This is a genomic window from Blastococcus tunisiensis (assembly GCF_900112815.1).
Lineage (GTDB): Bacteria > Actinomycetota > Actinomycetes > Mycobacteriales > Geodermatophilaceae > Blastococcus_B > Blastococcus_B tunisiensis.
Genome location: NZ_FOND01000009.1, coordinates 94,065 through 120,547, shown reverse-complemented (window position 1 = coordinate 120,547; position 26,483 = coordinate 94,065). Strand labels below are relative to the sequence as shown.

At 74.1% G+C, this 26,483-nt stretch carries 24 protein-coding genes; 8 read left to right on the top strand and 16 right to left on the bottom strand.

The features are described from left to right. Position 1: 1 nt before the first annotated feature. Complete coding sequence (locus tag BM142_RS12980) at positions 2-931, bottom strand: LLM class F420-dependent oxidoreductase (protein ID WP_092199195.1); 930 nt, start codon at positions 929-931, stop codon at positions 2-4. 112 nt (positions 932-1,043) lie between these two features. Between BM142_RS12980 and BM142_RS12975 the strand changes: the two genes are divergently transcribed. The 3 genes from BM142_RS12975 to BM142_RS12965 all read left to right on the top strand — a co-directional run bounded on the left by BM142_RS12975 (position 1,044) and on the right by BM142_RS12965 (position 4,164). Further along, complete coding sequence (locus BM142_RS12975) at positions 1,044-2,186, top strand: hypothetical protein (RefSeq protein ID WP_139228883.1); 1,143 nt, start codon at positions 1,044-1,046, stop codon at positions 2,184-2,186. Positions 2,187-2,281: 95 nt separating this feature from the next. Further along, positions 2,282-3,256 carry a lipoyl synthase gene (lipA, locus tag BM142_RS12970; RefSeq protein WP_092199484.1) on the top strand — a complete coding sequence of 325 codons (975 nt, stop codon included), beginning with the start codon at positions 2,282-2,284 and terminating at the stop codon, positions 3,254-3,256. A 74-nt stretch (positions 3,257-3,330) separates the two neighbouring features. Then, complete coding sequence (locus BM142_RS12965) at positions 3,331-4,164, top strand: DUF4191 domain-containing protein (protein WP_092199190.1); 834 nt, start codon at positions 3,331-3,333, stop codon at positions 4,162-4,164. Positions 4,165-4,332: 168 nt separating this feature from the next. Here the strand turns inward: BM142_RS12965 and BM142_RS12960 are convergent, their stop codons facing one another. After that, positions 4,333-4,752: an RDD family protein gene (locus BM142_RS12960; protein WP_092199187.1), complete on the bottom strand. Its 420-nt coding sequence runs from the start codon at positions 4,750-4,752 to the stop codon at positions 4,333-4,335. Between the two features lie 188 nt (positions 4,753-4,940). Here BM142_RS12960 and glnA (BM142_RS12955) point away from each other — a divergent pair, with 188 nt between their 5' ends. Together glnA (BM142_RS12955) and BM142_RS12950 are read left to right on the top strand one after the other, a co-directional pair. Beyond that, complete coding sequence (gene glnA / locus BM142_RS12955; protein ID WP_092199184.1) at positions 4,941-6,374, top strand: type I glutamate--ammonia ligase; 1,434 nt, start codon at positions 4,941-4,943, stop codon at positions 6,372-6,374. A gap of 314 nt (positions 6,375-6,688) precedes the next feature. Further along, a complete protein-coding gene (locus BM142_RS12950; RefSeq protein ID WP_092199181.1) occupies positions 6,689-7,006 on the top strand; it encodes a hypothetical protein in 318 nt (105 codons plus the stop codon). On the opposite strand, the gene BM142_RS12945 is transcribed toward BM142_RS12950, so the two are convergent. Next, positions 7,003-7,734 carry a glutamine amidotransferase gene (locus tag BM142_RS12945; RefSeq protein ID WP_092199178.1) on the bottom strand — a complete coding sequence of 244 codons (732 nt, stop codon included), beginning with the start codon at positions 7,732-7,734 and terminating at the stop codon, positions 7,003-7,005. The genes BM142_RS12950 and BM142_RS12945 overlap by 4 nt on opposite strands. A gap of 255 nt (positions 7,735-7,989) precedes the next feature. On the opposite strand from BM142_RS12945, the gene BM142_RS12940 reads away from it, so the two are divergent. Beyond that, positions 7,990-8,232: a hypothetical protein gene (locus BM142_RS12940; protein WP_175527262.1), complete on the top strand. Its 243-nt coding sequence runs from the start codon at positions 7,990-7,992 to the stop codon at positions 8,230-8,232. A 20-nt stretch (positions 8,233-8,252) separates the two neighbouring features. On the opposite strand, the gene BM142_RS12935 is transcribed toward BM142_RS12940, so the two are convergent. From BM142_RS12935 to BM142_RS12905, 7 genes are all read right to left on the bottom strand, one after another. Further along, positions 8,253-9,377, bottom strand: coding sequence for a 5-methyltetrahydropteroyltriglutamate--homocysteine S-methyltransferase (locus BM142_RS12935; protein ID WP_092199172.1), 1,125 nt, complete (start codon positions 9,375-9,377; stop codon positions 8,253-8,255). A gap of 52 nt (positions 9,378-9,429) precedes the next feature. Then, complete coding sequence (locus tag BM142_RS12930; RefSeq protein WP_092199169.1) at positions 9,430-10,005, bottom strand: hypothetical protein; 576 nt, start codon at positions 10,003-10,005, stop codon at positions 9,430-9,432. Positions 10,006-10,103: 98 nt separating this feature from the next. Then, entirely contained in the window at positions 10,104-10,619 is a 516-nt protein-coding gene (locus tag BM142_RS12925) for a DUF1353 domain-containing protein (protein WP_254790870.1), read from the bottom strand. Between the two features lie 69 nt (positions 10,620-10,688). After that, positions 10,689-12,986, bottom strand: coding sequence for a xanthine dehydrogenase subunit D (pucD, locus tag BM142_RS12920; RefSeq protein WP_092199163.1), 2,298 nt, complete (start codon positions 12,984-12,986; stop codon positions 10,689-10,691). Further along, positions 12,983-13,453 (bottom strand): (2Fe-2S)-binding protein, encoded by a 471-nt coding sequence (locus BM142_RS12915; RefSeq protein WP_092199160.1) that lies wholly within the window; start codon positions 13,451-13,453, stop codon positions 12,983-12,985. The genes pucD and BM142_RS12915 overlap by 4 nt, the downstream gene beginning before the upstream one ends. A gap of 2 nt (positions 13,454-13,455) precedes the next feature. Beyond that, positions 13,456-14,355, bottom strand: coding sequence for an FAD binding domain-containing protein (locus BM142_RS12910; RefSeq protein ID WP_092199157.1), 900 nt, complete (start codon positions 14,353-14,355; stop codon positions 13,456-13,458). 148 nt (positions 14,356-14,503) lie between these two features. Further along, a complete protein-coding gene (locus BM142_RS12905) occupies positions 14,504-15,349 on the bottom strand; it encodes an SDR family oxidoreductase (RefSeq protein ID WP_092199154.1) in 846 nt (281 codons plus the stop codon). 29 nt (positions 15,350-15,378) lie between these two features. Here BM142_RS12905 and BM142_RS12900 point away from each other — a divergent pair, with 29 nt between their 5' ends. Next, positions 15,379-16,437: an iron-containing redox enzyme family protein gene (locus BM142_RS12900; RefSeq protein ID WP_254790868.1), complete on the top strand. Its 1,059-nt coding sequence runs from the start codon at positions 15,379-15,381 to the stop codon at positions 16,435-16,437. A 105-nt stretch (positions 16,438-16,542) separates the two neighbouring features. Beyond that, on the top strand, positions 16,543-18,096 hold the full coding sequence (locus tag BM142_RS12895) for a GAF domain-containing protein (RefSeq protein ID WP_092199151.1): 1,554 nt from the start codon (positions 16,543-16,545) through the stop codon (positions 18,094-18,096). Positions 18,097-18,117: 21 nt separating this feature from the next. Here BM142_RS12895 and BM142_RS12890 read toward each other — a convergent pair whose 3' ends face one another. From BM142_RS12890 to glnA (BM142_RS12865), 6 genes are all read right to left on the bottom strand, one after another. After that, positions 18,118-19,008, bottom strand: a complete 891-nt coding sequence (locus BM142_RS12890; RefSeq protein ID WP_092199148.1) for a bile acid:sodium symporter family protein — start codon at positions 19,006-19,008, stop codon at positions 18,118-18,120. 123 nt (positions 19,009-19,131) lie between these two features. Then, complete coding sequence (locus BM142_RS12885; RefSeq protein ID WP_217640707.1) at positions 19,132-19,452, bottom strand: CDGSH iron-sulfur domain-containing protein; 321 nt, start codon at positions 19,450-19,452, stop codon at positions 19,132-19,134. Positions 19,453-19,511: 59 nt separating this feature from the next. Next, positions 19,512-21,059: an AMIN-like domain-containing (lipo)protein gene (locus tag BM142_RS12880; RefSeq protein WP_092199145.1), complete on the bottom strand. Its 1,548-nt coding sequence runs from the start codon at positions 21,057-21,059 to the stop codon at positions 19,512-19,514. 134 nt (positions 21,060-21,193) lie between these two features. Next, complete coding sequence (locus BM142_RS12875) at positions 21,194-24,310, bottom strand: bifunctional [glutamine synthetase] adenylyltransferase/[glutamine synthetase]-adenylyl-L-tyrosine phosphorylase (RefSeq protein WP_092199142.1); 3,117 nt, start codon at positions 24,308-24,310, stop codon at positions 21,194-21,196. After that, entirely contained in the window at positions 24,307-25,038 is a 732-nt protein-coding gene (locus tag BM142_RS12870; protein WP_092199139.1) for a type 1 glutamine amidotransferase, read from the bottom strand. The genes BM142_RS12875 and BM142_RS12870 overlap by 4 nt, the downstream gene beginning before the upstream one ends. A gap of 91 nt (positions 25,039-25,129) precedes the next feature. After that, entirely contained in the window at positions 25,130-26,470 is a 1,341-nt protein-coding gene (glnA, locus tag BM142_RS12865; protein WP_092199475.1) for a type I glutamate--ammonia ligase, read from the bottom strand. Between the last annotated feature and the right edge of the window lie 13 nt (positions 26,471-26,483).

Here is a 26,483-nt window from a genome sequence, read left to right as displayed (position 1 = left end):
CTCAGCCGAGCTGCGGCGCCACCTCGCTCGCCACCAGGTCCAGGTGGTCGAGATCGGCGAGGTCGAGGACCTGCAGGTAGATCCGCTGGGAGCCGGCCTCGGCGTAGCGGCCGATCACGTCCACGGCCTCGGCCGGCGTGCCCGCGACACCGTGCTCGCGCAGCTCGTCCACCTCCCGCCCGATGGCGGCGGCACGGCGGGCGAGCTCGGCCTCGTCCCGGCCGACGCAGAGCACCAGCGCCGAGCTGTAGACCATGGACCTCGGGTCCCGGCCGGCCTGCTCGCAGGCCTCCCGCACACCGGCGAAGAGCCGGGCGTTGTCGTCGGCGGACATGAACGGCACGTTGAACTCGCTGGCGTAGCGGGCGGCCAGCCGCGGCGTCCGCTTCCTGCCCGCGCCGCCCACCAGGACCGGGATGCCACCCTCCTGGACGGGCTTGGGCAGGGCCGGGGAGTCCGACAGCCGGTAGTGCTGCCCCTCGAAGGTGAAGGTCTCCCCCGGCGGGGTGTTCCAGAGCCCGGTGACGACGGCGAGCTGCTCCTCGTAGCGGTCGAAGCGCTCGCCCAGCGCCGGGAAGGGGATCCCGTACGCGGTGTGCTCCTGCTCGAACCAGCCCGACCCGAGGCCGAGCTCCACCCGCCCGCCGCTCATCTGGTCGACCTGGGCGACCGAGATCGCCAGTGGTCCGGGCAGCCGGAAGGTGCCCGCGGTCATCAGGGTGCCCAGCCGGATCCGGGTGGTCTCCCGGGCCAGGCCGGCGAGCGTGACCCAGGCGTCGGTGGGCCCGGGCAGTCCGTCGCCGCCCATCGTCAGGTAGTGGTCGGACCGGAAGAAGGCGTCGAAGCCGGTCTCCTCGGTGCGCCGGGCGACGGCCAGCAGGTCGTCGTACGTGGCGCCCATCTGGGGCTCGGTGAAGACTCGCAGCTGCACGCCACGACGCTAGCCAGGGCCGGCCGGATCCGCTCCCCGGCCCCTCCGGGGTGTGCTCATCGCCCGGACCGGGCAGGATGATCGCCAGACGATCAACTCGGAGGTGCAGCTCGTGTCCCGCAAGAAGACGCATGGTCAGGTCATCGGTGCCGAGCTCCAGGAGGGTTTCGCCCACATCGGGGTGGCGGCCACCGAGGCCGGGCGCCTCGCCGCCGAGCAGCTGGGGCCGCGGGTGGCCGCGGCCCGCGAGGCGGCCGCTCCCGCGTTCGACGCCGCGCAGAAGGCCGCCGCCGTGAAGGTGGCCCCCAAGGTCGCCGCCGCGGTGGCCGCCGCCGCCCCGGCCGTGGCCACCGCCCGCGACACCCTCGGCCCCCGCGTGGATGCCGCCCGCGACGCCATCGGCCCCCGGGTGGAAGCCGCCCGGGACGCACTGACCCCGCGGGTGGAGGCCGCCCGTGAGGCAGCCGCTCCCCGTGTCGCGGCCGCCCAGGCCGCGGCCGCGAAGGCGGCCGCCGACCTGGCTCCGCGGGTGGAGGCGGCGCAGAAGGCCGCGCAGAAGGCGCTGCACGACGACGTCGTCCCCCGGCTCGAGGCCGCCCAGGTCGCTGCGCTGGCCTACGCCACCCCCCGCGTCGCCGCCGCACGCGAGGCCGTGACGCCGGCCCTGGAGAGCGCCCGCGAGACGCTGGCCGCGGGGATGGACAGCGCGCGCAGCGAGCTCGACGCGCGCCGGGCCGAGCTGGCCGCGGCCGCGGCCGAGTCGGGCCGGAAGGCGCGCAGGACGGCGAAGAAGGCGCGCAAGACCGCCGGCAAGAAGCACCGGGAGTTCGAGAAGGCCGCGCTCGCGACGGCGAAGACGGTGAAGCGCAAGGTCGGCGTCGAGCCCGAGCCCCGTCGCCGCTGGCCGTGGGTGTTCCTCGCCTTCGCCGTGGGTACCGCCGCGTTCGTCCTGCTGCGCCGCAGGAAGGACGACGCCTGGACCCCCGCCCCCACCGGGGACGGTCCGGTGCCCAGCTACCGAGAGGACCCCGTGCCCAGCTCCGACAGCACCTCCGGCAAGACCGTCTCCACGGCGTCGCAGACCACCGACTCGACGCCCGCGGAGTCCGACATGGGCCTGCGCGACGCCCAGCTCGCCGACGGCGACGGCCCGGACGACGCCACCGACCCGGCCGCGGACAAGCCCGAGCCGTTCACCTCCGGTGGCGGGGCCGACGAGGGCCCCACGGCCGGCCCGGCGGACAAGCAGGTCTGACCGAGTTCCTCGCTGCACCGACGCCCCCGCTGCTCCCGAGCAGCGGGGGCGTCGCTCGTCCGGGGGCGCGGCGCAGCCGGAGTACCGTGCAGATCATGAGTGAGCCGGCCGTACCGACGACCTCGAACGGATCGACGATCGAGCCGGCGGGCCGCAAACTCCTCCGCCTCGAGGTCCGCAACAGCCAAGTCCCCATCGAGCGCAAGCCCGAGTGGATCAAGACCCGCCTCAAGACCGGCCCCGAGTACACGGAGCTGAAGTCGCTGGTCCGCCGCGAGGGGCTGCACACGGTCTGCGAGGAGGCCGGCTGCCCCAACATCTACGAGTGCTGGGAGGACCGCGAGGCCACCTTCCTCATCGGCGGCGACCAGTGCACCCGCCGCTGCGACTTCTGCCAGATCGACACCGGCAAGCCCGCCGACTTCGACGCCGACGAGCCGCGCCGCGTCGCCGAGAGCGTCGCGACGATGGGCCTGCGGTACGCCACGATCACCGGTGTCGCCCGCGACGACCTGCCCGACGGCGGCGCGTGGCTGTACGCGGAGACCGTCCGCCAGATCCACGCCCAGCTGCCCGGCTGCGGCGTCGAGCTGCTCATCCCCGACTTCAACGCCGACCCCGCGCAGCTGGCCGAGGTCTTCTCCTCCCGCCCCGAGGTCCTCGCGCACAACGTGGAGACGGTGCCGCGGATCTTCAAGCGCATCCGGCCCGGCTTCCGCTTCGACCGGTCGCTGGCCGTGCTCACCGCCGCGCGCGAGGCCGGCCTGGTCACCAAGTCGAACCTGATCCTCGGCATGGGCGAGGAACCCCACGAGGTCATCGAGACCATGCAGGCCCTCCACGACGCCGGCTGCGACCTGCTCACCATCACCCAGTACCTGCGCCCCTCGCCCCGCCACCACCCCGTCGTCCGCTGGGTGAAGCCCGAGGAGTTCGTCCAGTTCCAGGAGGACGCCGAGGAGATCGGCTTCCCGGGCGTCCTCGCCGGGCCCCTGGTGCGCAGCTCCTACCGCGCCGGGCGGCTCTACCAGCAGGCGATCGAAGCCCGCGGGCTCGCACCGGCGCCCTGACCGCATCCGGCCCGCTGCGGGGCCCGCCGCGAGCTTGCGAGTGGCGGTGGGCAGCGGGTCCCTAGACTGGCGGCATGGCACGCAGCAAGCCCACAGACGCGACCGCTCCGAGCGGCAAGGCCGGCCGCGGTCCCGGGGGCGGTGGGCGCGGGCGCGGCTCCGGTGCCACGGCGTCCGGCGCCGAGCCGGTCAAGCTCAACCGGAAGGGCCAGCCGAAGAAGCGGCGGCTGAAGAAGCTCGCCGGTCAGGCCCGCATGATCAAGCAGGCCTACACGCTGACCCGCAAGAACGACCCCCGGCTGCCGTGGATCCTGCTGATCTGGTTCGTGGCCGTCGCCGCGGCGGTCGAGCTGGTCGGCATCCTGTTCAACGCGCCGTTCCTCTTCATCCCGCTCGCGCTGGTCACCGGTGCCCTGGCCGCGCTGATCGTGTTCGGCCGGCGGGCGCAGGGGTCGGCCTACCGCCAGGTCGAGGGACAGCCCGGCGCGGCCGCCTGGGTGCTCGAGGGCATGCGTGGCGACTGGCGGGTCACCTCCGGTGTGGCGGGCACGCAGCAGATGGACGCCGTGCACCGCGTGCTCGGCCGGCCCGGCGTGATCCTGGTCGCCGAAGGGGTGCCGGCGCGGGTGCGCGGCCTGCTCGCCCAGGAGAAGAAGAAGGTCGCCCGGGTCGTGGGCGACGCGCCCATCTACGACATCGTGGTCGGCGACGACGAGGGACAGATCCCGCTCCGCAAGCTCAGCGCGCACGTGATGAAGCTGCCGCGCAACCTCAGCGCGGCCGAGGTGAACGCCCTGGGCCGCCGGATGAGCGCCCTGGGCGGGGCCCGCATGCCGGTGCCCGGCGGTCCGCTCCCGGGCGGACGGCAGATGTCGATCAGCCAGCGCCAGGTGCGCCGCCGCAGCTGAGCGCACGCCCGACCGCCGGGAGCCCCGTACCCACAGGTGCGGGGCTCCCGGCGTCCTGGCACCGGCATCCACGATCAGCCCACCTGATCGTGGAGCGTCCTCCCTCACGTCCCACGGTGAGGGAGGACGCCCGATGATCAGGTGGGCTGATCATCGACGGGCCTGGGGTCAGTCCTTGACGACGGCGGTGTCGGTGAGGCGGTCGTGCAGTCCGCGGCCGTCGGCGTCCACGACCAGCGCCGGCACCAGCAGGCAGAGCAGCGCGGTGCGGACGACGGCACGCCACGGGGCCAGCCGCTGGCCCGGCCGGGGATGGGCCAGCCGCAGGCCGAGCAGCCGCATGCCCGGGGTCTGACCGGAGACCACCAGCGTGACCACGGTGACCGCCGCGAACGCCACCAGGGCCCAGTTACCCGGGAGGTCCGGCGCGGTGAAGAGGCCGGCGACGAGCGCGGACCCGAAGGCGTCCACGCAGAAGGCCCCGACCCGCGTACCGAAGGGGGCCAGCGACCCCGGCCCCTCCGCGGGCAGCCCCAGAGAGGCGCCGCGCACGCGGTCCTGAGAAGGTGGCTGCACATCGCTGACCATGCGGCCAGCGTAGTGAGATGACCCCCTGCCCCCACCACTCGCACGCTCGCGGCGGGACCCTGCAGGGGGCCGACCGCGAACCCGACACGCCAGGACCGTTGTTACCGCCCGGAAACACTCGGGACACCGGGGGGCAACTCCCCCCTCGTAACTTGCGGTTCGGCAGTTCGCCCAATCCCGGAGGATCGATGTTCACCAGCCCCGACGAGGTCGCCGCCTACATCCGCGACAACGACGTCGAGTACGTCGACGTCCGCTTCTGCGATCTCCCCGGCGTCATGCAGCACTTCACCATCCCGGCGTCGACCTTCGGCGAGGACACCTTCTCCGAAGGCCTGGGCTTCGACGGGTCCTCGATCCGTGGCTTCCAGGCGATCAACGAGTCGGACATGCTGCTGCTCCCCGACGCCAACAGCGCCTTCCTGGACCCGTTCCGGACGCACAAGACGCTGAACGTCAACTTCTTCATCCACGACCCGATCACGCGCGAGGCCTACAGCCGCGACCCGCGCAACGTGGCGAAGAAGGCCGAGGCCTACCTGGCCAGCAGCGGCATCGCCGACACCGCCTACTTCGGCGCCGAGGCGGAGTTCTACATCTTCGACTCGATCCGGCACTCCACCGGGATCAACGAGGGCTACTACCACATCGACTCGGTCGAGGGCTCCTGGAACTCCGGTGCGCTGGCCGGCGAGAACGGCGGCCCCAACCTGGGCTACAAGACGCGGGCGAAGGGCGGCTACTTCCCGGTCGAGCCCTACGACCACTACAGCGACCTGCGCGCGACGATGATGACGAACCTGACCAACGCCGGGCTCGAGCTCGAGCGCGGGCACCACGAGGTCGGCACCGGCGGCCAGGCCGAGATCAACTACAAGTTCGACACCCTGCTCCGCTCGGCGGACAGCCTGATGCTGTTCAAGTACATCATCAAGAACACCGCGTGGGCCCACGGCAAGTCCGCCACCTTCATGCCCAAGCCGCTCTTCGGCGACAACGGCTCCGGCATGCACTGCCACCAGAGCCTCTGGCTGGGCGGCGAGCCGCTCTTCCACGCCGAGACCGGCTACGCGGGCCTGTCGGACATGGCCCGGCACTACATCGGCGGCCTGCTCAAGCACGCCCCGTCGCTGCTGGCGTTCACCAACCCAACGGTCAACAGCTACCACCGCCTGGTGCCCGGCTACGAGGCGCCGATCAACCTGGTCTACTCCGCGCGCAACCGTTCGGCGTGCACCCGCATCCCGATCTCGGGTGACAGCCCCAAGGCCAAGCGCATCGAGTTCCGCGTGCCCGACCCGTCGGCCAACCCCTACCTCGCCTTCTCAGCGATGCTGATGGCCGGCCTGGACGGCGTGAAGAACAAGATCGAGCCGCCGGCGCCGGTGGACAAGGACCTCTACGAGCTCCCGCCCGAGGAGGCCCTGGGCATCGAGAAGGTGCCCGCGTCGCTGGACGCCGTCCTCGACCGGCTCGAGGTCGACCACGAGTACCTCATCGACGGCGGGGTGTTCACCCCCGACCTGATCGAGACGTGGATCGAGTACAAGCGGGAGAACGAGATCGACCCGATCCGCCTGCGCCCGCACCCGCACGAGTTCGCGATGTACTACGACATCTGAGCCCGCCTGCGTCCGCCGCGGCCCCCGACCTGCGCCAGGTCGGGGGCCGCGGTGCGTCCGGGGCGACGAACGTCACCGCGACTTCTCCGCGCGTACACCCACGCCCCGGGCTCCTGCTCCTACGGTGGAGAGGTGCCCGTCGGGCACGGACCGGTCGGCCGACCGCGCACCGCCGAGGTGGGCGTCGCACGACAGCCGGTCCCGGCAGACGCCGGCTCGCATCGTCGCGAGCAGATCGGCGACCGCGCGCCGAGACGCCGTCGCCCCCACCCCACCGGACCACCATCCCGCGAACCCGCAGAGGACAAGTCATCATGACGTCAGTACGACCTACGCTCAGCGACGACCACGGCGACCGGTTCCCCGGCGCCGTCCGGCCGCACACCGGCACCCCGACGCCCGGCGCCGGCGAGCGCCTGGTCCGGATGCACTCCGCCTACCTGACCAAGGTGAACTCGCTCGTCGAGGCGGGACGCGACGACCTCGTCCCCGAGCTGTCCGAGACCTTCACCGCGGAGTCCGCCGGCCTGCGCTCCCCCGGCCGTCGCGGAGCGGGACACGCCCCGGGCACCCGGCGGCCGGCCCGGCTGAGGCGGCTGACCCGGACCTCCCTGCAGCGTTTCGCGCGCTAGGCCCCGTACCGGGCCGCGAACGCGGCCAGCATCCGCCCGGGCTCGGTGATCGACGCGGGCCTCAGGCGGGCGACGAGGTCGTCGCGCTCCTCCGGCGGGAAGTAACCGGCGTGCTGGTAGACGTGCACCCGCGTGACGATGCCCGCCACGTCGAGCTCCGGGTGGAACTGGGTGGCGTACAGGTTCTGCTTGATCCGGAACATCTGCACCGGGCAGGCGTCCGATCCGGCCAGCAGGACCGCTCCCGGCGGGAGCTCGCTGCAGGCCTCCTTGTGCCCGACGAAGGCGTCGAACTCCGGGGCCATCCCGGCCAGCAGCGGATCCGCCCGCCCCGCGTCGGTGAGCCGGATCCGGACGGCGGAGACGGGCTCGGCGTACCTGCGGTCGATGGTGCCGCCCTGGTGCACCCCCAGCGTGCCCACGCCGTAGCAGGCACCGAAGAAGGGGAAGTCCCGCGCGACGATCTCGTCGAGCAGCGCCGACAGCTCGCGCTCCACCCGGTGCTGGACCGCCGACTTCTCCGACGGGGGGTCGCTGGAGTTGAACGGCCCCCCGCCCACGAGGACACCGGCGTACCGGTCCAGGTCGAGGTCCGGCAGCGGTCCCGCCTCCATGCGGATCCGCAGCAGCCGCTCCGGCGGCAGCCCGGTGAACCGCAGGAATGCCTCGTACTCGCCGTCGGCAGCCAGGTCCTCGGCGCGCGAGGAGAGCAGGAGGAAGGGCCGCACGGCCGGATCCTAGGGCGCCGCCCCGGTCCGGTCCCGGCGCGGACGACGGAGCCCGGATCCGCGTACGGACCGGCAGTGAGCCAGATCACTGCGAGGGCGTGACGATCCTCGGTCGAATCGGTCACGACACGGATGCCCCGCTCCTGCCGGGGGCACGGTGGAGCCAGCCTGATCCCGCGAGCCGCACCGCAGCGGCCGCAGACGGAGGAGCTCACGCCCATGAGCAGCAGCGGCGGACCATCGCCAGTGCACGACATGCGGACCGACATCCTCGACGAGGCCGTCCGGCCCGACGCCGGGAAGCCGGTGCTGATCCGGGTCCGCCCGGAGATCCACGCGCGCATGTGCCGGCCGGCGCGTCCGGGAGACGAGCAGGACGCGGTCCTGGGCATCCCCCTGGTCGTCGACGACGAGATCCCCCCGTTCCCCGGCTACGAGATCCACCGCGCGGTGCCACCACCGCACCGGCCGCTCCGGTCGGGAGTCCCCCTCCCCTGACCGGCCGGCCCGCACCGGCGTCAGCCCCAGACCTCCTCCGCCGTCTCCACGACGAGGGCCAGCTTGGCGATCTGCTCGTCCCGGGTGAGGGCGTTGCCCTCGACGGTCGAGGAGAAGCCGCACTGCCCGGAGAGCGCCAGCTGGTCCAGCGGGACGTACCTCGCCGCCTCGTCGATCCGCCGCTTCAGGTCGTCCTTCCGCTCCAGCTCCGGATGCTTCGTCGTCACCAGGCCGAGGACGACCCGCTTGCCCGGCGGCACGAAGCGCAGCGGCTCGAAACCGCCCGAGCGGGCGTCGTCGTACTCGAGGAAGAACCCGTCGACGTCCAGCTCGGCGAACAGCGCCTCGGCGACGAAGTCGTAGCCGCCCTCGGCGACCCACGAGGAACGGAAGTTGCCCCGGCACAGGTGGGTGGTGATGGTCAGCCCCGGGGGCCGGCCCGCCAGGGCCCGGTTGATCTGCCGGATGTAGCGCTCGTGCAGGTGCTCGGCGTCGCGACCCTGCGCGGCCAGCTCGGCGCGCTGCTGCGGATCGTTGAGGTAGGCCAGGCTGGTGTCGTCGAACTGCAGGTAGCTGCAGCCCCGGGCGGCGATCCCCCGCACCTGCTGCGCGTAGGCAGCCGACAACGCGTCCCAGAAGGCGTCCTCGTCGGGATAGACCGCCGGGTCGATCGCCGCCGCCCCGCCGCGGTAGTGGACCATCGACGGGGACGGGATCGTGAGCTTCGGCGTCTGCCCCTCCCCCACCACCGACCGCAGGTAGTCGAAGTCGCGCCCGAAGATCGGCTCGTCGATCCGCAGCGGGCCGTCGACGTGCAGCCCCGCCGGGGCCCACTCGACCGTGCCGTCCGCGTTGTGGAACCTGACCGTGCGGCCCTCGCCCTCCACCTTGGTGATGCCGTCGATGGCGTAGATGAAGTCCATGTGCCAGGTGCTGCGCCGGAACTCGCCGTCCGTCGCCGTCCGCAGGCCGACGTCCCGCTGCATCGCGACGGCGTCGGCGATCGCCTCGTCCTCGACCCCGCGCAGTTCCGCGTCGTCGATCTCGCCGGCAGCGTGCCGGCTGCGGGCCTCGAGCAGGTTCTCCGGGCGGAGCAGGCTGCCGACGTGGTCGGCGCGGAAGGGCGGGCCAGAGGTATCGGTCATGCCTGGCAGCTTGGCCCATCCGCTCCGCGCACGCAGCCCTCGGGTGGCCCGCTCAGATCCGTCCGGCGGGGTCCAGGACGAGCGAGGCCATCATCGCGTCGAGCACCTCGACGTTGGAGTCGTGGTCGTACCCGGGCAGTCCGACCGTGTCCGCCACGAGGACCGCGCCGTCGTCCCGGGCCGGGCCCAGATCGACGACGTACGTCGTGATCGGCGTGCCCTCGGGGTAGAAGCCGGGGCCGGCCACCTGCTCCACGCGCAGAGCCGGTCGGCCACCGACCTCGACGGTGCTGCGTGCGGTCTCGTCCGGCCAGGACACCGACGGCCCGCCCCCCGGCTGCACCGACAGCGTGATCTCCGCGATCCGCACGTCCGAGGCCTCGGGCACGGCGAAGGGCTCCGCGGAGAAGGCACTGCAGGCCGGCAGGACGTCGCCCGGGTTCACCGCCCAGTCGGCCGGGTGCTCGATGCGGAAGCCCTCCGGGCTGGCGCAGCTCGTCGTCTCGACCCCTGCCGCCACCTCTGCCCGGCCGGTCGCCGGGTCGAAGCTGCTCGACGGGGAGGCCACCGTGCCCCCGCAGGCGGTGAGGAGGAGCAGTGAGCACGCTCCGGTGAGGAGGTGACGCATGCGGCGGTCCCTGCTTCCGGTCGGCAGCGCTCGGTCCGGCTGCACCTATCCCGTTCGCACCGCTCCGGAACGTGACGATCCGCAAGGCAACGGGATCGTCACATCCTGTGCACCCACTCCTGCGGCCGTGCGGGAGCCACCAGCGCGATCAGCCGTTCCGCCAGCAGGTAGACCACCAGGCCGGGGACGATGACCACCGCGGGCGGCAGCACCAGCGGTGCGGCGACCGCGGAGATCGCGAGCACCCCCGGCGCGCTCGCCGCCCAGCCGGCCCGCCGGCGCGCACTCGCCAGCGCACCCCACCGGACGCCGGCCCACATCAGCCAGCGCCGGAGCACCGGGACGCCGCTCTCCCGCAGCACCCGCCGGAAGATGCCGTCGGCCTCGCGCGACGTGACGGCCCCCGACTCGATGCCCGCCGTGCACAGCCAGTCGTGCAGGACGGCCGCGCGCGTGTAGGCGCCGAACCGCGGGACCAGCCAGGTGACCAGCCGGGGCACCGTCGCGAAGTCGGTCTCGAACCCCTTCGGGACGACGAACACCTGCCATCGCCCCTGGTAGACCAGCTCGTCGACGAGCTCCCAGGTGTCGGCGTCCAGGCTGCGTACGGTCACGGTCCCCGTGGCGAAAGGCACGCCCCACCCTGCGTCACCCGTACCGGATCCGCCCGCCGGCCGCGGGCGTCAGGTACCGGTGATGTGCTCCGGGCGGATCGGCACGCGGCGCAGCGGCTTGCCGCAGGCGGCGCGGACGGCCGCGGCGACCGCCGGCCCCGAGGAGATGGTCGGCGGCTCCCCCACCCCCCGCACGCCGTAGGGCGCGTGCGGGTCGGCGTACTCCAGCACCTTCACCTGCATCGGCGGCATGTCGAGGATCGTCGGGATGAGGTAGTCGGTGAACGACGGGTTCCGCACGTGGCCGTCGGTCACCACGATCTCCTCCATCAGCGCCAGGCCCATGCCCTGCGCCGATCCGCCGTGGATCTGGCCAACGACGGCGTCGGGGTTGATCGCCCGCCCCACGTCCTGCGCGGTGTCCAGCGCGACCACCTTCACCAGCCCGAGCTCCACGTCGACGTCCACCACCGCCCGGTGCGCGGAGAAGGCGAACTGCACGTGCGCGTCCCCCTGGCCGGTCTGCGGGTCGATCGCGTGGGTGGGCCGGTGCCGGTACTCGGCGGTCTCCTCCACCGCGTCCTCCCCCAGCACGTCGGACAGGCCGGTGAGCACCTCGCCCGAGGCCCCGACGATCTTCTCGCCGTCGAGCCGCAGGTCCGCGGCCGCCCGGTCGAGGATGCGTGCCGCCCGCTCCAGGACGACGGTCCGCACCGCCGCGCAGGCGGCCTGGACCGCTCCCCCCGTCACGTAGGTCTGCCGGGACGCCGACGTCGACCCGCCCGAGCCGACGGTGGTGTCCTTGGGGTGGACGACGACCCGCTCGACGCCCAGCTCGGTGCGGCAGATCTGCTGCTCGACGGTGATCAGCCCCTGGCCGACCTCCGCGGCCGCGGTGTGCACGGTGGCCACCGCCTCGCCGCCGGTCATCTCCAGGCGGACCCGGGCGGTCGAGTAGTCGTCGAACCCCTCGGAGAACGCGACGTTCTTGTAGGTGACCGCATACCCGATCCCGCGGACGACGCCCTCGCCGTGGGTGGTGTTGCCCACCGACCCCGGCAGCGAGCGCAGGTCGGCGCCGTCCTCCCGGGCGGGGGGCAGCGGCAGCTCGGAGACGATCTGCAGCAGCTCGGCGACCGGCGCGGCCGAGTCGATGACCTGCCCGGTGATGTTGCGGTCACCCTCCCGCATGCCGTTGAGCTGCCGGATCGCCACCCGGTCCAGCTCCACCGCGTCGGCCAGCTCGTCCATCAGCGCCTCGTGGGCGAACGCTGCCTGCACGCAGCCGAAACCGCGCATGGCCCCGCACGGCGGGTTGTTGGTGAACACCCCGTAGGCGTCGACGGCCACGTTCGGGATCCGGTACGGGCCCAGACCCAGGGTGCCGGCGTTTCCCACGACGGCCGCGGTCGAGGACGCGTACGCGCCGCCGTCCAGGAGCACCGTCGCCCGCGCGTAGACCAGGGTGCCGTCCCGCTCGGCCCCGAACTCGTAGGTCAGCCAGGCGGGATGGCGGTGCACGTGGCCGAAGAACGACTCCTCGCGCCCGTAGCTCATCTTCACCGGCCTGCCGGTGCGCAGGGCCAGCAGGCAGGCGTGCACGTGCACCGACAGGTCCTCCCGGCCGCCGAACGCCCCGCCGACACCCGCCAGGTGCAGCCGGACCTTGTCGGCGGGCATCCCGAGAGCCAGGCACATCTGCCGCTGGTCGACGTGCAGCCACTGGGTGGCGACGTACAGGTCGACCCCGCCGTCCTCCGCCGGCACGGCGAGCCCGGACTCCGGCCCCAGGAAGGCCTGGTCCTGCATGCCGACCTCGACGTCGAGCGAGACGACGACCGGCGCCGTGACTGACGGGTCGCCCCGCCGCAGCCGCAGGTGCCGGACCAGGTTCCCCGGCCGGTGCACCGCGGGCGCGTCCTCGTCCATCGCCCTCCGCGGATCGGTGACGGCGGGCAGCACCTCGTAGTCGACCCGGATGCGGGCCGCGGCGCGACGCGCGGTCTCGGGGTGGTCGGCCGCCACCAGGGCCACCGGCTCGCCCTCGTACCGGACGAACTCCGAGGCCAGCACCGGCTGGTCGGCGTGCTCGAGCCCGACCGCGTTCTCCCCCGGGACGTCGTCGGCGGTGAGCACCGCGGTCACCCCGGGGACGGTCAGCGCCCCGGTGAGGTCGATCCCCCGGATCCGCGCGTGCGGGTGCGGGCTGCGCAGGGTCACCCCCCACACCATGTCGTCGTGCCACAGGTCGCTGGCATAGGCGAACTCACCGGTCACCTTCAGCGTCCCGTCGGGGCGGAGCGGGCTGTCACCCACCCGTCCGGGCGAGCTCGTCGCGGTCGTCCGCGTGCCGGCCTCGGTGCTCATGCCCGCGCCTGCCGCGAGGCGGCCAGCCGGACCGCGTCGAGGATCTTCTCGTAGCCGGTGCACCGGCAGAGGTTGCCCGCCAGCGCCTCCCGGATCTCGAGGTCGGACGGGTCGGGCACCCGCTCGAGGAGGTCGTGGGCGGCGACGAGCAGACCGGGCGTGCAGAACCCGCACTGCACGGCGCCGGCCTCGACGAACGCCTCCTGGACCGGGTGCAGCCCCTCGCCGGTGGCCAGCCCCTCGACGGTGGTGATCTCGCGGTCGATCGCCTGGCCGGCCGCCACCAGGCAGGCGCAGACCGGTTCGCCGTCGAGGTAGACGGTGCACGAGCCGCACTCCCCCTGCTCGCAGGCGTTCTTCGAGCCGGGCAGCCCCATGCGCTCGCGCAGCACGTACAGCAGGCTCTCGCCCGGCCAGACGTCGTCGACGTCGTGCCGGGTCCCATTGACGGTGGTGGTGATGCGCACGGTCAGGCCGCCTTCCGCAGGTCGTGCTGGTACTGGGTCCACGCCCACAGGACGGAGCGCCGGGCCATCACCGACAGGGAGTGCCGCCGGTAGGCCGCGCTCCCCCGGACGTCGTCGATCGGGGACGCCGCGGCCGCGACCCGCTCCCCGAAGGCCCGCGCCAGCGTCTCGGGGAGCTCGCCGCGGGAGTCCCAGAGCCCCGCGGAGTCGAGCTCCCCGGCGAGGAACTCCTCCGCCTCGGGCGCCCGCCGCGGCGTGGGCGCCGCCGAGCCGATGCCCGTGCCGACGGCCTTCCGGTCGGGGTGCAGGGCGCACGCGAACGCGGACACCGCGATGACCATGGCATTGCGGGTGCCGACCTTGCAGAACTGCTGCGGGCCGGCCGCCTCGGGCAGCAGCACCGCCGCGATCAGCTCGTCCTCGGCGAGCGCGCTGCGCTTCACGCCGGTGTAGAAGTCCGCCGCGGGGATCCGGCGCGCACCGCGGGCGGCGGACTCGACCTCGATCACCGCCCCCACCGCGAGCAGCGGCGGGTGCGCGTCGCCGGCCGGCGAGGCGGAGCCCAGGTTGCCGCCGACGGTGCCGCGGACCCGGATCTGCGGCGAACCCACGGTCCGCGCGGCCATCGCCAGCCCCGGCAGCCGGTCGCCGAGCTCGTCGACGATCCGGGCGTAGGGGACGCCGGCGCCCAGCCGCACCGTCCTGCCCCCACCGGCGCCGTCCCCGACGGACCACTCCCGCAGCTCGGCGACCCGGCCGAGATCGAGGAGGGCACCGGGACGCCGGCGGTCGAAGTTCAGGTCCACCATCAGGTCGGTGCCACCGGCGATCGGGACGGCGTCGGGCCGCTCGGCCCGGGCCGCGAGAGCGTCGGCCCACGACCTCGGTTGCAGGAAGTCCATCGCTACCTCTCGCCGATCCACCGGACGTCTTCCCGGAGACAACTCCGCCGGGCCGGACGTGGCAAGGGCGCCGCCTCCTCCGTTCCCGGACCGGGAGCGACCTGCCCGCACGTGCGACGCCGGTGTCCCCCGCTGGTCGCGGCACCGGTCAACCGGTGCGGCGCCGGACCGACCGGGCCGCCAGGCGACGGATCGCCGCCGCCCGCGCCGACAGGCCCCGGTCCAGTGCGCGGGCGACCGGCGGCAGCTCGCCCAGCCGTGCCAGGCCGGCCCACCGGGGGACGGCGACGGTGCGCGGCGCCCGCGCCCCGAGGCAGCGCACGATCTGCTCCGCGACGCGACCCGGGTCGATGCCGCGGGAGAGCCGGCCCGCGGCGTCGGCGTCCGATGCGGGTGGCCGGCCGTGCCCGCGGGCCAGCCACTCCGTCTCGACGAAGAACGGGTTGACGGTGTGCACCCGCACGCCCCGGGCGGTCACCTCCCGGCGGAGCCCGGTCACGAAGCCCTGCAGGCCCGCCTTGGTCGCCGAGTAGACCGTCAGCGGCGGGACCTGCGACCAGGCGGCCACCGACGACACCGCCACGACGTCGGCCCGGCCGTGCTCGCGGGCGGCCGCGAGCAGGTGCGGCAGCGCGAGCCTCGTGAGGTCCACCGCACCGGTGAGGTTGACGGCGACGACGGTCTGCACCGCCTCGCCGGGCATGTCCTCGAGCAGACCGGCCCAGCCGACTCCCGCGTTGAGCACCACCGCGTCCAGCCGGCCGTGCTCGGCGACGACGCCGTCGACGAGGCGGGCCCGGTCGGCCGGGTCGGCGACGTCGGCGACCACGCCCGAGACACCGTCGAGCCCGTCGACCGCCTCCGCCAGCCGCTGCCCGTCCCGCGCACAGGTGACGACGCGCAGACCCTCCCCGGCCAGCCGCTGCACCGCGGCGCGGCCGATCCCGGCACTGCCGCCGGTGACCAGGACGACGCGATCGGAACGTGGGGTCATGCCCGCGTACTACCCGCGGGGGACATCACATGCCCGCGCGCATCGTTTCCGGGCCGATGGGCATGATCGGGTCCATGCACCTGCCCGAGCCGCGCGGTCCGCTGAGCGAGGCGCTCTGCCGCGACCTGGCCACCTCCCCCACCCTCTCCGCCGCGACGATCGCGCAGGGCGACCGGGTGTCGTCCGCCGGCCCCGGCGCGCTGACGGACGAGGACCTGCAGATCGCTCTCGCCGTCCTCTACGAGCTGCACTACCGGGGGTTCGACGGCGTGCCGGAGGAGTGGGAGTGGGATCCCGCCCTCCTGGGGCTGCGGGCCGGGCTCGAGCGCCGGCACGTGGCCGCGCTGCGCGAGCTCACCGGGCCGATCGCGGTCACCGACGAGCCCGTCGACCGCCGGCTCGGCGCGCTCGTCGCGGCCGACGACGGCCCGTCCCTGTCGTCCTACATGGCCAAGCAGGGCACGGTGGAGCAGTGGCGTGAGTACCTGACCCTGCGGTCGGTCTACCACCTCAAGGAGGCCGACCCGCACACGTTCGCGATCCCCCGGCTGTCCGGCCGGGCCAAGGCCGCCATGGTGGAGATCCAGGCCGACGAGTACGGCGGCGGCTCGGTGGCCAGGATGCACAGCGAGCTGTTCGCCGGGCTGCTGCGCTCGCTCGGCCTCGACGCCGGCTACGGCGCGCTGTGGGACGAGGCGCCCGCCGTCGCCTTCGCCTCCGTGAACACCATGTCGCTGTTCGGGCTGCACCGCCGGTGGCGGGGCGCCGCCCTGGGCCACCTGACGGCCGTCGAGATGACCTCGTCGGAGCCGAGCCGGCGCTACTCGGCGGGCCTGCGCCGGCTCGGGTTCGACGAGCGGGTCACCGTCTTCTACGACGAGCACGTGGAGGCCGACGCGGTGCACGAGCAGATCGCCTCGGTGGACATGTGCGGGTCGCTGGTCTCCGGAGAACCGGAGCTCGCCGAGGACGTGCTCTTCGGGGCCGCGTGCTCCCTGGCCATGGACGGGCTGGCCGCCGCCCACCTGCTGGGCGCCTGGGAGGCCGGGCGCTCGGCGCTGCGCGGGCAGCCACCGCTCGCCGCCTGATCCCCGGGGCCGACGCAGAAACGTGTTGTGCCCGACTGGAGTCCGCGCCGCCGATGCCGAACAGATCACCGGAACCGGCCGTATCGGAACAGCGGGAGTGCGCGCATGTGGGGTCGTCAGGGCACTGCCGGAACCCTCGGACCCGGAGGGCCCGCCCCGCGGGACGTCGAGGCGCTGGAGGCGGTGATCGCCGCCCTCGGCGCCGACGTCAGCGACGAGGTCGTCGCCCACGAGCGGATCCTGCACAGCCTGGTCGAGTCCCTCGACCTCGCCTACGGCGCCGCCTGGCTGCCGGACCGCTCGGGGGACTTCGTGCTGCGCGTGACCCAGGGCGACCTGGACCGCACCATGGCCGCGGCCTGGACGCCCGGCACCGCGATGGTCAGCGGCGCCGGGTACGGCGGGCAGGCGCTGCGCGAGCAGCGACCGGTCCTGATGGACGGCTCGTCGCGCACGTCGTCGTGCCCCCGGTGGGCCACCGCCGCCGCGGCCGGGGCACGCCAGGGCTGCTTCCTCCCGGTGGTCGAGGACGGCCGGGTCACCGCCGTCCTCGAGTACTACAGCCGGCGCGAGCTGCCGTTCTTCGGCGGCCGGGCGGAGAAGTGGGCGGCCATCGGCCGGCTGGTGGCGCACGCCCGGCGCAGCGCGCTCACCACCGCGCAGCTGCGGGAGAACCTGGACGACCGCAACGCCGTCACCACCGTCGTCGCCGAGGTCGGTGAGGCGCGCGACGAGGCCACCGCCCTGCGGACCGCGCTCGAGACCGTGCGGACGGCGTTCGGCTGGGCCTACGGCTCCTTCTGGGCGCTGGACGAGACCGAGGACGTGCTCCGCTTCGACGTGGAGTCCGGGTCGGCCGGTGAGGAGTTCCGTCGGGTCACGCTGAGCGCCAGCTTCGCCGAGGGCGTCGGCCTGTCCGGCCGCGCCTGGCGGCAGCGCGACCTCGTCTTCGTCCCCGACCTCGCCGAGGTGACCGACTGCGTGCGCGCCCCGGCCGCGCAGCGCGCCGGTGTCCGCTCGGGCGTCTGCTTCCCCGTCACCGCCGGTGGCCGCGTCATCGGCACCATGGACTTCTTCGTCACCGAGACGATCGACCTGTCCGAGTCACGGGCCTCGGCGTTGCGCAACGTCGCCCAGCTGGTGTCGCAGCGACTGGACATCCTCCGGCGCGCCGAGGCCGACGCGGTCAACTCCCGCGCCCTGCTGGAGACCGTCGACCGGCTGCGGCAGGCGGCCGACGACGCCGGCCGGGTGGCGGAGAAGGCGGTCTCCCAGGCGTCGTCCATGACCGTCGAGGTCGAGGCGCTCGGCACCGCCTCGGCCGCCGTGGACGACGTCATCCGCATCATCGGTGCCATCGCCGACCAGACCAACCTGCTGGCGCTCAACGCGACCATCGAGGCGGCGCGGGCCGGTGAGCTCGGCCGTGGCTTCGCCGTGGTCGCCAGCGAGGTGAAGGACCTCGCCCGCGAGACGGCCGGCGCCACCCAGCGGGTGTCCGAGCAGATCGCCGGCATCCAGACCAGCAGCCGCTCGGTCTCGGCCGGGATCCACGCCACCAGCGAGGTCATCGGGGAGCTCGACGCCGTCCAGGCCCGCATCGGTGAGGTGCTCGAGGAGCAGGTGGAGATGGCGAAGGCGTTCGACACCGGGCGCTGACCCGGCGGCCGGCCCGCCGGGTCAGCCGCCGGCCGTGGTCCCCGCGGCGGCCGGGTTCCGCGAGGACCGGGTGATCGCCCAGCCGAAGGCCGCCGCCACCGGGAACATCAGGACCCCGTAGACCGCGGCGGGCACGGCGAGCTCGATGCTGCCGAGGACGCTGATCGCCACCGCGATCGCGAGGGTGCTGTTGTGGATGCCGATCTCGAACGAGCTGGCGATCGCCTGCCGCTCCACGACCCCGAGGGCGCGCGGCACCAGGAACCCCACGGACAGGCTGAGCACGCAGAACAGCACGGCGGGCAGCCCGATGTCGCGCAGGTACCCGCTGATGTTCTCCCGTTCGGCGACCATCGTGCCCACGATCACCAGGGCGAGGACGACGGCGGAGAGCACCCGCACCGGCCTGTCCATGCGGTCGGCGAACCCGGGAGCGCGCCGTCGCACCAGCATGCCGACCGCCACCGGGACCAGGACGACGGCGAAGACCTGGACCGTCTTGCCGAACTGCAGGCCGAGGGATCCCGCCCCCGCCGGATCGAACCAGGAGATGGCCAGGTTGGTGATCACCGGCAGGGTGAGGACGGCGATCAGCGAGTTGACCGCGGTCAGCGTGATGTTCAGGGCGACGTCGCCCCGGAACAGGTGGCTGAAGAGGTTGGCGGTCGTACCCCCGGGAGAGGCCGCCAGCAGGAGCATGCCGACGGCCAGCAGCGGCGGCAGGTCGAAGGCGAGCACCAGCCCGAAGCAGACCGCCGGGAGGACCAGCAGCTGCAGCAGCAGCGCGATCACCACTGCCCTGGGCTGGCGCCCCACCCGGGCGAAGTCGCCCACGGTCAGGGAGAGCCCGAGGCCGAGCATCACGATGGCGAGGGCCGCGGGCAGCAGGACGGTGGCGAGCGGCGAATCCACGGAACCCTCCGATCAGGAAGCGGGCCCCACGGGTGCGGTCCCGCCAGGACGTCCCGTGCATCCTGCGTCATCGCGGTGCGGTTTCCGACCGCCGGACACGCCCGGGTGAACGCGCCGCCGGGATCACGCGTCCGGGCGGCGCCCCTCGCGCAGGAGCTGGGCCGCGGGGCGCGGCCGGCTCGGCGCGCTCGGCGCCGAGAAGCCGGACCGCTTGTGCGTGCCGTCGCAGAAGGGCTTGATGCCCGACTTCCCGCACCGGCAGAGCGCGATCGTCTCCCGGCCCGGATCGATCTCGTTGCCGTCCTGGTCGAGGAGGCGGAAGTCGCCGCGCACGATCAGCGGCCCGTCCCGGTACGGGGTGATCGTCGCCCCCTCCCCCTGTCCGCCGCCAGGTTCGCCGGCGTCCTCGGGCAGGTCGGGTTCGACCGACAGTGATCGCGACACGTCGCCCAGCATGCCCCGATGCCGGGGGCGTGAACCCGCCGGCACCGCGACCCGCCCGATCAGGGGGTGATGGTCACCGTCCCGATCATGCGGTCCAGGACCGGCACGTTGCGGGCGTAGTCGAACTGCGGCAGCCCGATCGTGTTCACCACCAGCGTCCGCGGACCGTCGTCGCCCGCGGGCAGGTCCACCGCGTAGGAGGTCGTCCGGACGCCTTCGGGGTAGAGGCCCTCGCCGGCGGATACCCGCTCCGTCCGCACCGCCGCGCGGCCGTCCACGGTCGTCTCCGTGCGGCTGAGCTCCTGGCCGGGCCCGGGGGCCGTGACCCGGTCGAAGGGGACGGGCTCGACCGACGCCGTGACCGCGCCCACGCGGGCGTCGGTGTTCGGGGGCACCGTGAACTGCTCCGGGGCGAACCGCGTGCACTCCGGGACGGTCTCGCCGCTGTTCACCGACCACGACTCCGGATAGGCGATGGAGAAGCCCTCGGGGCTCTCGCAGCGCTGGGAGAGCGGCTCCGGCGCCGCCGGTTCCTCCGCGAGGACGTCGACCACGATCCGCTGCGGATCGGTCAGCAGTCCCACCGCGAACGGTCGCCGTCCGTCCAGCCCCGCGAAGAAGGTGTGGCGCCCCTCGAAGAGGGTGTCCTCCACGAGGGTGTCGAGCACGGTGGCGCCGGCGATGGCCTGCCGGTCCGGCCCCTCCCAGGTGGACACGCCCTCCGGCGCATCGCCCGGGAGCGCGATGTTGGTGAGCGTGATGCCCAGGACGGCCTCGCCGGGGACCTCGACCGGGGCACCCGAGCCCTGGGCCTGCGGTTCGTCGGTGTACCCGACCTGCCAGCCCGCCTCGCCCTCGCCGGCCAGCTCGAACACGATCCGGTCGAACCCCGCGTGCGCACCGAGGCGCACGTCGGTGAGCGCGACCGGCGGCCCGTCCCCCGCGGCGATGGACTCCGCCGTGTCGCCGTCGGCGACCGGCTCGAGGCCGCCCGGGGCGTCCGGGGCGTGCAGCAGGTCGACCACCAGGCGGGACGGGTCGGCGAGCGCGGCGACGCCGAACGGCACCCGGTCGGCCAGGCCGACCGTCCAGGCGAGGTTCGCCTCGACGTCACCGGTCGACACCAGGTCGGTGACCACGCCGCCCTCCGGTGGCTCGATGCGGTCGGGCCCGTCGTAGGTCTGCTCGGGCTGCTCACCGGAGAGGTCCACGGCACTGGCCGGCGAGGCCCGCAGCTCCAGGAACGCCGAGCCCGCCACGTCGACCGGCCGGCCGGAGGCGTCCTCGGTCAGCGGCGGCTGGACGTAGGACACCCGGTAGCTGGGCACCTGCTCGCCCTCGAACTCCAGGACCACGCGGTCGAACCCGTCGTGACCGGCCACCCGCACATCGGTGAGGTGGGCGACGGGCGGCCCCTCGCCGGGGAAGCCACCGCCCTGGACCGCGGCGGTGTCCGGATCGCCCACCGGCTCCAGGGCCTGCTCGTCGCTCGGCCCGGCGCCCGTGGAAGGGCTCGCCCCGCCGTCGCTGTCGCTCGATGGCCGGTCCTCGCCGGTGCATGCGGCGAGGAGCAGGGTCGCGCAGATTCCTGCGGCGAGCCGTCGCATCCGAGTCACCTGCCTTCGGGATCGCAGAACACGTCGCTCCCTGCCCTTTCCGGCGGTCGTCCGCGCGAACGTGCCCCGGCCCGACGACACCCGATCGTCATGTGCGGCCGGCCGGTCGGGGGAAGGGGCGCGGCTCAGCTCCGTCCGGCCGACGGCTGCCCGTAGAACACCCGCTCGACGACGGTGCGGGCGTGCCGGGAGGTGCGCCGGTAGTCGTCGAGGAACTGCCCGGGGTCCTGGTCGGGGCCGTAGCCGCAGGCACGGGCGACACCGGCCAGCTCCAGCCCCGGACGGGGCAGCTGGTCACTGGCCCGGCCGCGCACCAGGAAGATCGCGTTGCGGGCACGGGTGGCCAGCTCCCACGCGGCGCACAGCGCCTCGACGTCCTCCCGCCCGAGCAGGTCGGCGTCGGCCAGGGCGTGCAGCGCGTCGACGGTCGGCTGCACGCGCAGCGCCGGCAGGTCGTCGGCGTGCTGCAGCTGTAGGAGCTGGGCGGTCCACTCGACGTCGGCCAGTCCGCCCCGGCCGAGCTTCGTGTGGGTGGCCGGATCGGCGCCCCGGGGCAGCCGCTCCCGCTCCACCCGGGCCTTGATCCGGCGGATCTCGGCGACCTGATCGTCGCTCAGCCCGCCCGCCGGGTACCGGATGGCGTCGATCATGGCGACGAAGTCGGCGCCCAGCTGCGGGTCACCGGCGACCGGCACGGCGCGGAGCAGCGCCTGCACCTCCCAGACCGACACCCAGCGCTCGTAGTACTCCCGGAAGGCGGACAGGCTGCGGACCAGGGCGCCCTGCCGGCCCTCGGGACGCAGGTCGGCGTCCACCTCGAACGCCGGGTCGGGGGCGGGCTCGCTCAGCAGCCGCCGGAGGGTGTGCGCGACGGCGTTGGCCGCGGCGGTCGCCTTGGCCTCGTCGACGCCGTCGCGCGGCCGGTGGACGAACAGCACGTCGGCGTCCGAGCCGAAGCCCAGCTCGCGCCCGCCGAGCCGGCCCATCCCGATGACGGCCAGGTCCATCGGCATGTCGGCGGGGTCCAGGCCGGCGTCGGCGGCGTGCGCGCGGACCGCGACGTCCAGGCCGACCTGCAGGGTGGCGGCCGCGATGTCGGTCAGGGCGTGGCCCAGCCGGACGACGTCGAGCCGGCCGAGCAGGTCCGCCGCCGCCACCCGCAGCAGCTCCTGGCGGCGCAGCCCGCGCAGCACGCGGATGCCGGCCTGCGGGTCGGGGGCGCGTCCGGCGGCCTGCCGCCACGCACCGGCCAGCGTCGCCGCGGCCCGGGGCTCGAGCTGCTCGTCGTCGGCCAGGAGCCGCAGCGCCTCGGGGGTACGGGTCAGCAGCGACGCGACGAACTGGCTGGAGCCGAGCAGCTGCGCGAGCCGCTCGGCGACCTGGCCCTCGTCCCGCAGCAGGCGCAGGTACCACTGGTTCCCGCCCAGCGCCTCGCTGACCTGCCGGTAGGCCAGCAGCCCGGCGTCCGGGTTGGGGCACGACGCGAAGGTCTGGAGCAGCACCGGCAGCAGGTACTTCTGCATCGACGCCGATCGGGACACCCCGCTGCTGAGCGCCGCCAGGTGGCGCAGGGCACCGTCGGGGTCGGCGAAGCCGAGGGCGCGCAGCCAGTCCCCCGCCGCCTTCGAGCCGAGGTGCAGGTGCTCGCCGGGCACCCGGGCGACCGCCGAGAGCAGCGGCCGGTAGAAGAGCTTCTCGTGCAACCGGCGCACCTCGCGGGTGTGCAGGGTCAGCTCGGCGTCCAGGACGTCCACCGCCTCGCCGCGGTGGTCGGGCTTGTACCCCAGCGACTTCGCCAGCCAGCGCAGCTGCTGCTCGTCGGTGGGCAGCAGGTGGGTGCGGCGCAGCCGGAGCAGCTGGAGGCGGTGCTCGACGGTGCGCAGGAAACGGTACGACGCGATCAGGGTCGCGGCGTCCTCCCGCCCCACGTAGCCCCCCGCCGAGAGCGCCTGCAGCGCCGGCAACGTGCCGCCGACCCGCAGCGACTCGTCGACCCGGCCGTGGACCATCTGCAGCAGCTGGACGGCGAACTCGACGTCGCGCAGCCCGCCGCGGCCGAGCTTGAGCTCCCGCTCGGCCTGGGCGGGCGGGATGTTGGCCTCCACCCGCCGGCGCATGGCCTGCACCTCGCCGACGAACCCGGGGCGGTCACCGGCCCGCCACACCAGCGGCCAGAGCGCGTCGACGTAGGCCCGCCCGAGGTCGGGGTCCCCGGCGGCCGGCCGCATCTTCAGCAGCGCCTGGAACTCCCAGGTGCTGGCCCACTGCTCGTAGTACGCCTGGTGCCCGGCAACCGTCCGCACCAGGGCCCCGGCCTTTCCCTCCGGGCGCAGTGCAGCGTCGACCTCCCACGCCGCCTCGTGGCAGATCCGCATCAGCGCCGCCGCCACCCGGGTGGCGCTGGACAGGGCGGCGCTCTCGGGATCGCTGGGGTCGACCGGTTCGGCGACGAACACCACGTCGACGTCGCTGACGTAGTTCAGCTCGCGGCCGCCGGTCTTGCCGAGGGCGATGACGGCCAGCCGGCACGGAGCGGCCGACGCCGGTTGCTCCGCCACCGCCAGCGCCAGGCCGGCGGTCAGCACGGCGCCGGCGATGTCGGCGAGCTCGGCCGCGGCCTCCTCGGCCGGCAGCCCCTCCCCCAGGTCCCGTCCGGCCAGGGACAGGATGGCGCGGCGGTAGGCCAGGCGGAGCGCCCGGATCCGCTCCGGTGAGGCGTCGGGGGCGCCCTTCCCGAGGCGCACCCCCCACGGCGGATCGTCGGGGTCGGCACCCACGGCGGCCAGCATCCGGCGCTGCAGTTCGTCGGCCGAGGGGCCCGACGACCCGCGGAAGATGCCCTCGCCCTCATCCTCGAGCGCCGTCCAGTCGGCCGGGTGGGCGGCCAGGTGGTCGGCCAGCCCCGAGCTGGCGCCCAGGACCGACAGCAGCCGGCTGCGCAGCAGGCCGGAACCCCGGAGGTGGGCCAGCAGCGCGGCGGCGGCCTCCCCGGAGGCATCGGCGGAGTCCAGCGCCTCCACCAGGCGGTGCAGCGACCGCAGCGCGAGATCGGGGTCGCCCGCCCGGGCCAGCGCGGCCACCACCGGGCCGGCCTCGGGGTCCGCGGGCTCGTTGCGCTCGAGGTCCCAGAGCCCCAGGGACGGGTCGGACAGGAACACCGCCGCCCGGGCGCCGTCCTCGAACCCGAACCGGGCCAGCCGGACGACCGCGCGCCGCGGGACCTCGGCCTCGGCCGCGGTCATGCCGCCTGCCTGGCGCGGGCGCGGACCAGCTCGGCGAACCGGCCGGCGAAGGGCTCCCAGACCTCCTCGACGTCCGGGTGGACCGCTTCGGCCCGCAGGCAGACGGTCTCCAGGTCGTGCGGGCTCGCGGCGATCCCGACGGGGTCGGAGGCGGCCCAGGCCCGGACCATCTCCGGCGTCGTCTCGATGTGGAACTGCAGGCCGTAGACGTGCCGCCCGACCCGGTAGGCCTGGTGCGGGTAGTGCGGGTTGCCGGCCAGCAGGGTGGCGCCGGGGGGCAGTTCGGAGATCTCGTCGTGGTGCCACTGGATGACGTCCGGCGACAGCGGCAGCGGGCGGAAGAGCGGGTCGGCGTCCGCGGCGTCGCGCTTGGCGACCAGGGTGGCGCCCACCTCGGGGCCGTCCACCCCGACCCGGGTGCGGCCCCCGCCGACCTGGGCGAGCAGCTGCGCGCCGAGGCAGATGGCGAGCGTGGGCAGGTCCGCCGCCAGCGCCTGGCCCAGCAGGGCGCGGACGCCGACCAGTTCCGGGCTCGTCGCGGCGTCGTCCGTCGACGACTGCGGACCCCCGAGGAGGACCAGGCCGTCGTACCCGTCCAGGCCCGCGGGCAGCTCGTCACCGGCGCCGAGGTGCCGCTCGTCCAGGTCGAGGCCGGCCGTGCGCAGCCAGCTCCCGAGCCGGGCCGGTGGATCGGTCTCACTGGGGACGACGACGAGCAGGCGGGTCACGTCCGCAGCGTAGTGAGCGCTGCCGGCACGCGACCGGGACGGCCCCGTCGCAGGGGTCCGCGCCGGGCTCGCCCCGGCGACGCCGGTCCCGCTACAGGCCCGGCAGGTAGCGGCGCAGCTCGAACGGCGTGACGTTCTGGCGGTAGGAGTTGAACTCCTCCCACTTGTTCCGCAGGAAGTGCTCGAAGACGTGCTCCCCGAGCGTCTCGGCGACCAGCTCGCTGCCCTGCATCGCGGTGAGCGCCTCCCCGAGGGACACCGGCAGGTCCTCGTACCCGGCCGCGCGCCGCTCGGTGTCGGTGAGCGACCACACGTCGTCCTCGGCCTCCGGCGGCAGGTCGTAGCCCTTCTCGATCCCCCGCAGGCCCGCGGCGAGCAGGACGGCGAAGGTCAGGTACGGGTTGCATGCGGAGTCCGGCGACCGCACCTCGACGCGGGCCGACTGCGCCTTGCTGGGCTTGTAGGAGGGCAGCCGGACCAGCGCCGACCGGTTGGCCCGCCCCCAGGTCGCCGCGGTCGGCGCCTCGGTGCCGGCCAGCAGCCGCCGGTAGGAGTTCACCGTCTGGTTGGTCACGGCGGTGTACTCGCGGGCGTGGGTGAGCAGCCCGGCGATGAACTGCTTGCCGGTCGTCGACAGCCGCATGGGGTCCGCGGCGTCGTGGAAGGCGTTGCGGTCGCCCTCGAACAGCGACAGGTGGGTGTGCATCGCCGAGCCGGCCAGCTCGGTGAACGGCTTGGGCATGAACGTCGCGTGCACGCCCTGGGTGAGCGCCACCTCCCGGACCACGTGCCGCAGCGTCATGATGTTGTCGGCCATCGACAGCGCGTCGGCGTAGCGCAGGTCGATCTCCTGCTGGCCCGGGGCGACCTCGTGGTGGCTGAACTCCACCGAGATGCCCATCGCCTCCAGCGCGAACACCGCCTCGCGCCGGAAGTCGTGCGCCACGTTGTGCGTGGACAGGTCGAAGTAGCCGCCGGTGTCGGCCGGCTCCGGGGGCGAGCCGTCCGCGGGCAGGTTCTTCAGCAGGAAGAACTCGACCTCGGGATGGGTGTAGAAGGTGAAGCCCATGTCGGCGGCCTTGGCCAGCGTCCGCCGCAGCACGTGCCGGGGGTCGGCCCAGGCGGGCGAGCCGTCGGGCAGGGTGATGTCGCAGAACATCCGCGCGGTGTCGCTGGGACTGCCCTTGGGGGCGGGCATCACCTGGAACGTGCCCGGGTCGGGCTTGGCGAGCATGTCGGACTCGTAGACCCGGGCGAAGCCCTCGATCGCCGAGCCGTCGAAGCCGATGCCTTCGGCGAACGCCGCCTCGATCTCGGCCGGTGCCACCGCGACGGCCTTGAGGTAGCCGGAGACGTCGGTGAACCACAGCCGGACGAACCGGATGTCGCGCTCTTCCAGGGTCCGCAGGACGAACTCCTGCTGTCGGTCCATGCTCGGCATGATC

What these genes read in the sequence shown, in the direction of transcription:
- lipA (WP_092199484.1), top strand. Translation starts at nt 2,282, where the DNA reads ATGAGTGAGCCGGCCGTACCGACGACCTCGAACGGATCGACGATCGAG.
- BM142_RS12965 (WP_092199190.1), top strand. Translation starts at nt 3,331, where the DNA reads ATGGCACGCAGCAAGCCCACAGACGCGACCGCTCCGAGCGGCAAGGCC.
- BM142_RS12960 (WP_092199187.1), bottom strand. Translation starts at nt 4,752, where the DNA reads ATGGTCAGCGATGTGCAGCCACCTTCTCAGGACCGCGTGCGCGGCGCC.
- glnA (WP_092199184.1), top strand. Translation starts at nt 4,941, where the DNA reads ATGTTCACCAGCCCCGACGAGGTCGCCGCCTACATCCGCGACAACGAC.
- BM142_RS12950 (WP_092199181.1), top strand. Translation starts at nt 6,689, where the DNA reads ATGACGTCAGTACGACCTACGCTCAGCGACGACCACGGCGACCGGTTC.
- BM142_RS12940 (WP_175527262.1), top strand. Translation starts at nt 7,990, where the DNA reads ATGCGGACCGACATCCTCGACGAGGCCGTCCGGCCCGACGCCGGGAAG.
- BM142_RS12935 (WP_092199172.1), bottom strand. Translation starts at nt 9,377, where the DNA reads ATGACCGATACCTCTGGCCCGCCCTTCCGCGCCGACCACGTCGGCAGC.
- BM142_RS12930 (WP_092199169.1), bottom strand. Translation starts at nt 10,005, where the DNA reads ATGCGTCACCTCCTCACCGGAGCGTGCTCACTGCTCCTCCTCACCGCC.
- pucD (WP_092199163.1), bottom strand. Translation starts at nt 12,986, where the DNA reads ATGAGCACCGAGGCCGGCACGCGGACGACCGCGACGAGCTCGCCCGGA.
- BM142_RS12910 (WP_092199157.1), bottom strand. Translation starts at nt 14,355, where the DNA reads ATGGACTTCCTGCAACCGAGGTCGTGGGCCGACGCTCTCGCGGCCCGG.
- BM142_RS12905 (WP_092199154.1), bottom strand. Translation starts at nt 15,349, where the DNA reads ATGACCCCACGTTCCGATCGCGTCGTCCTGGTCACCGGCGGCAGTGCC.
- BM142_RS12900 (WP_254790868.1), top strand. Translation starts at nt 15,379, where the DNA reads ATGCCCGCGCGCATCGTTTCCGGGCCGATGGGCATGATCGGGTCCATG.
- BM142_RS12895 (WP_092199151.1), top strand. Translation starts at nt 16,543, where the DNA reads ATGTGGGGTCGTCAGGGCACTGCCGGAACCCTCGGACCCGGAGGGCCC.
- BM142_RS12880 (WP_092199145.1), bottom strand. Translation starts at nt 21,059, where the DNA reads ATGCGACGGCTCGCCGCAGGAATCTGCGCGACCCTGCTCCTCGCCGCA.
- BM142_RS12875 (WP_092199142.1), bottom strand. Translation starts at nt 24,310, where the DNA reads ATGACCGCGGCCGAGGCCGAGGTCCCGCGGCGCGCGGTCGTCCGGCTG.
- glnA (WP_092199475.1), bottom strand. Translation starts at nt 26,470, where the DNA reads ATGGACCGACAGCAGGAGTTCGTCCTGCGGACCCTGGAAGAGCGCGAC.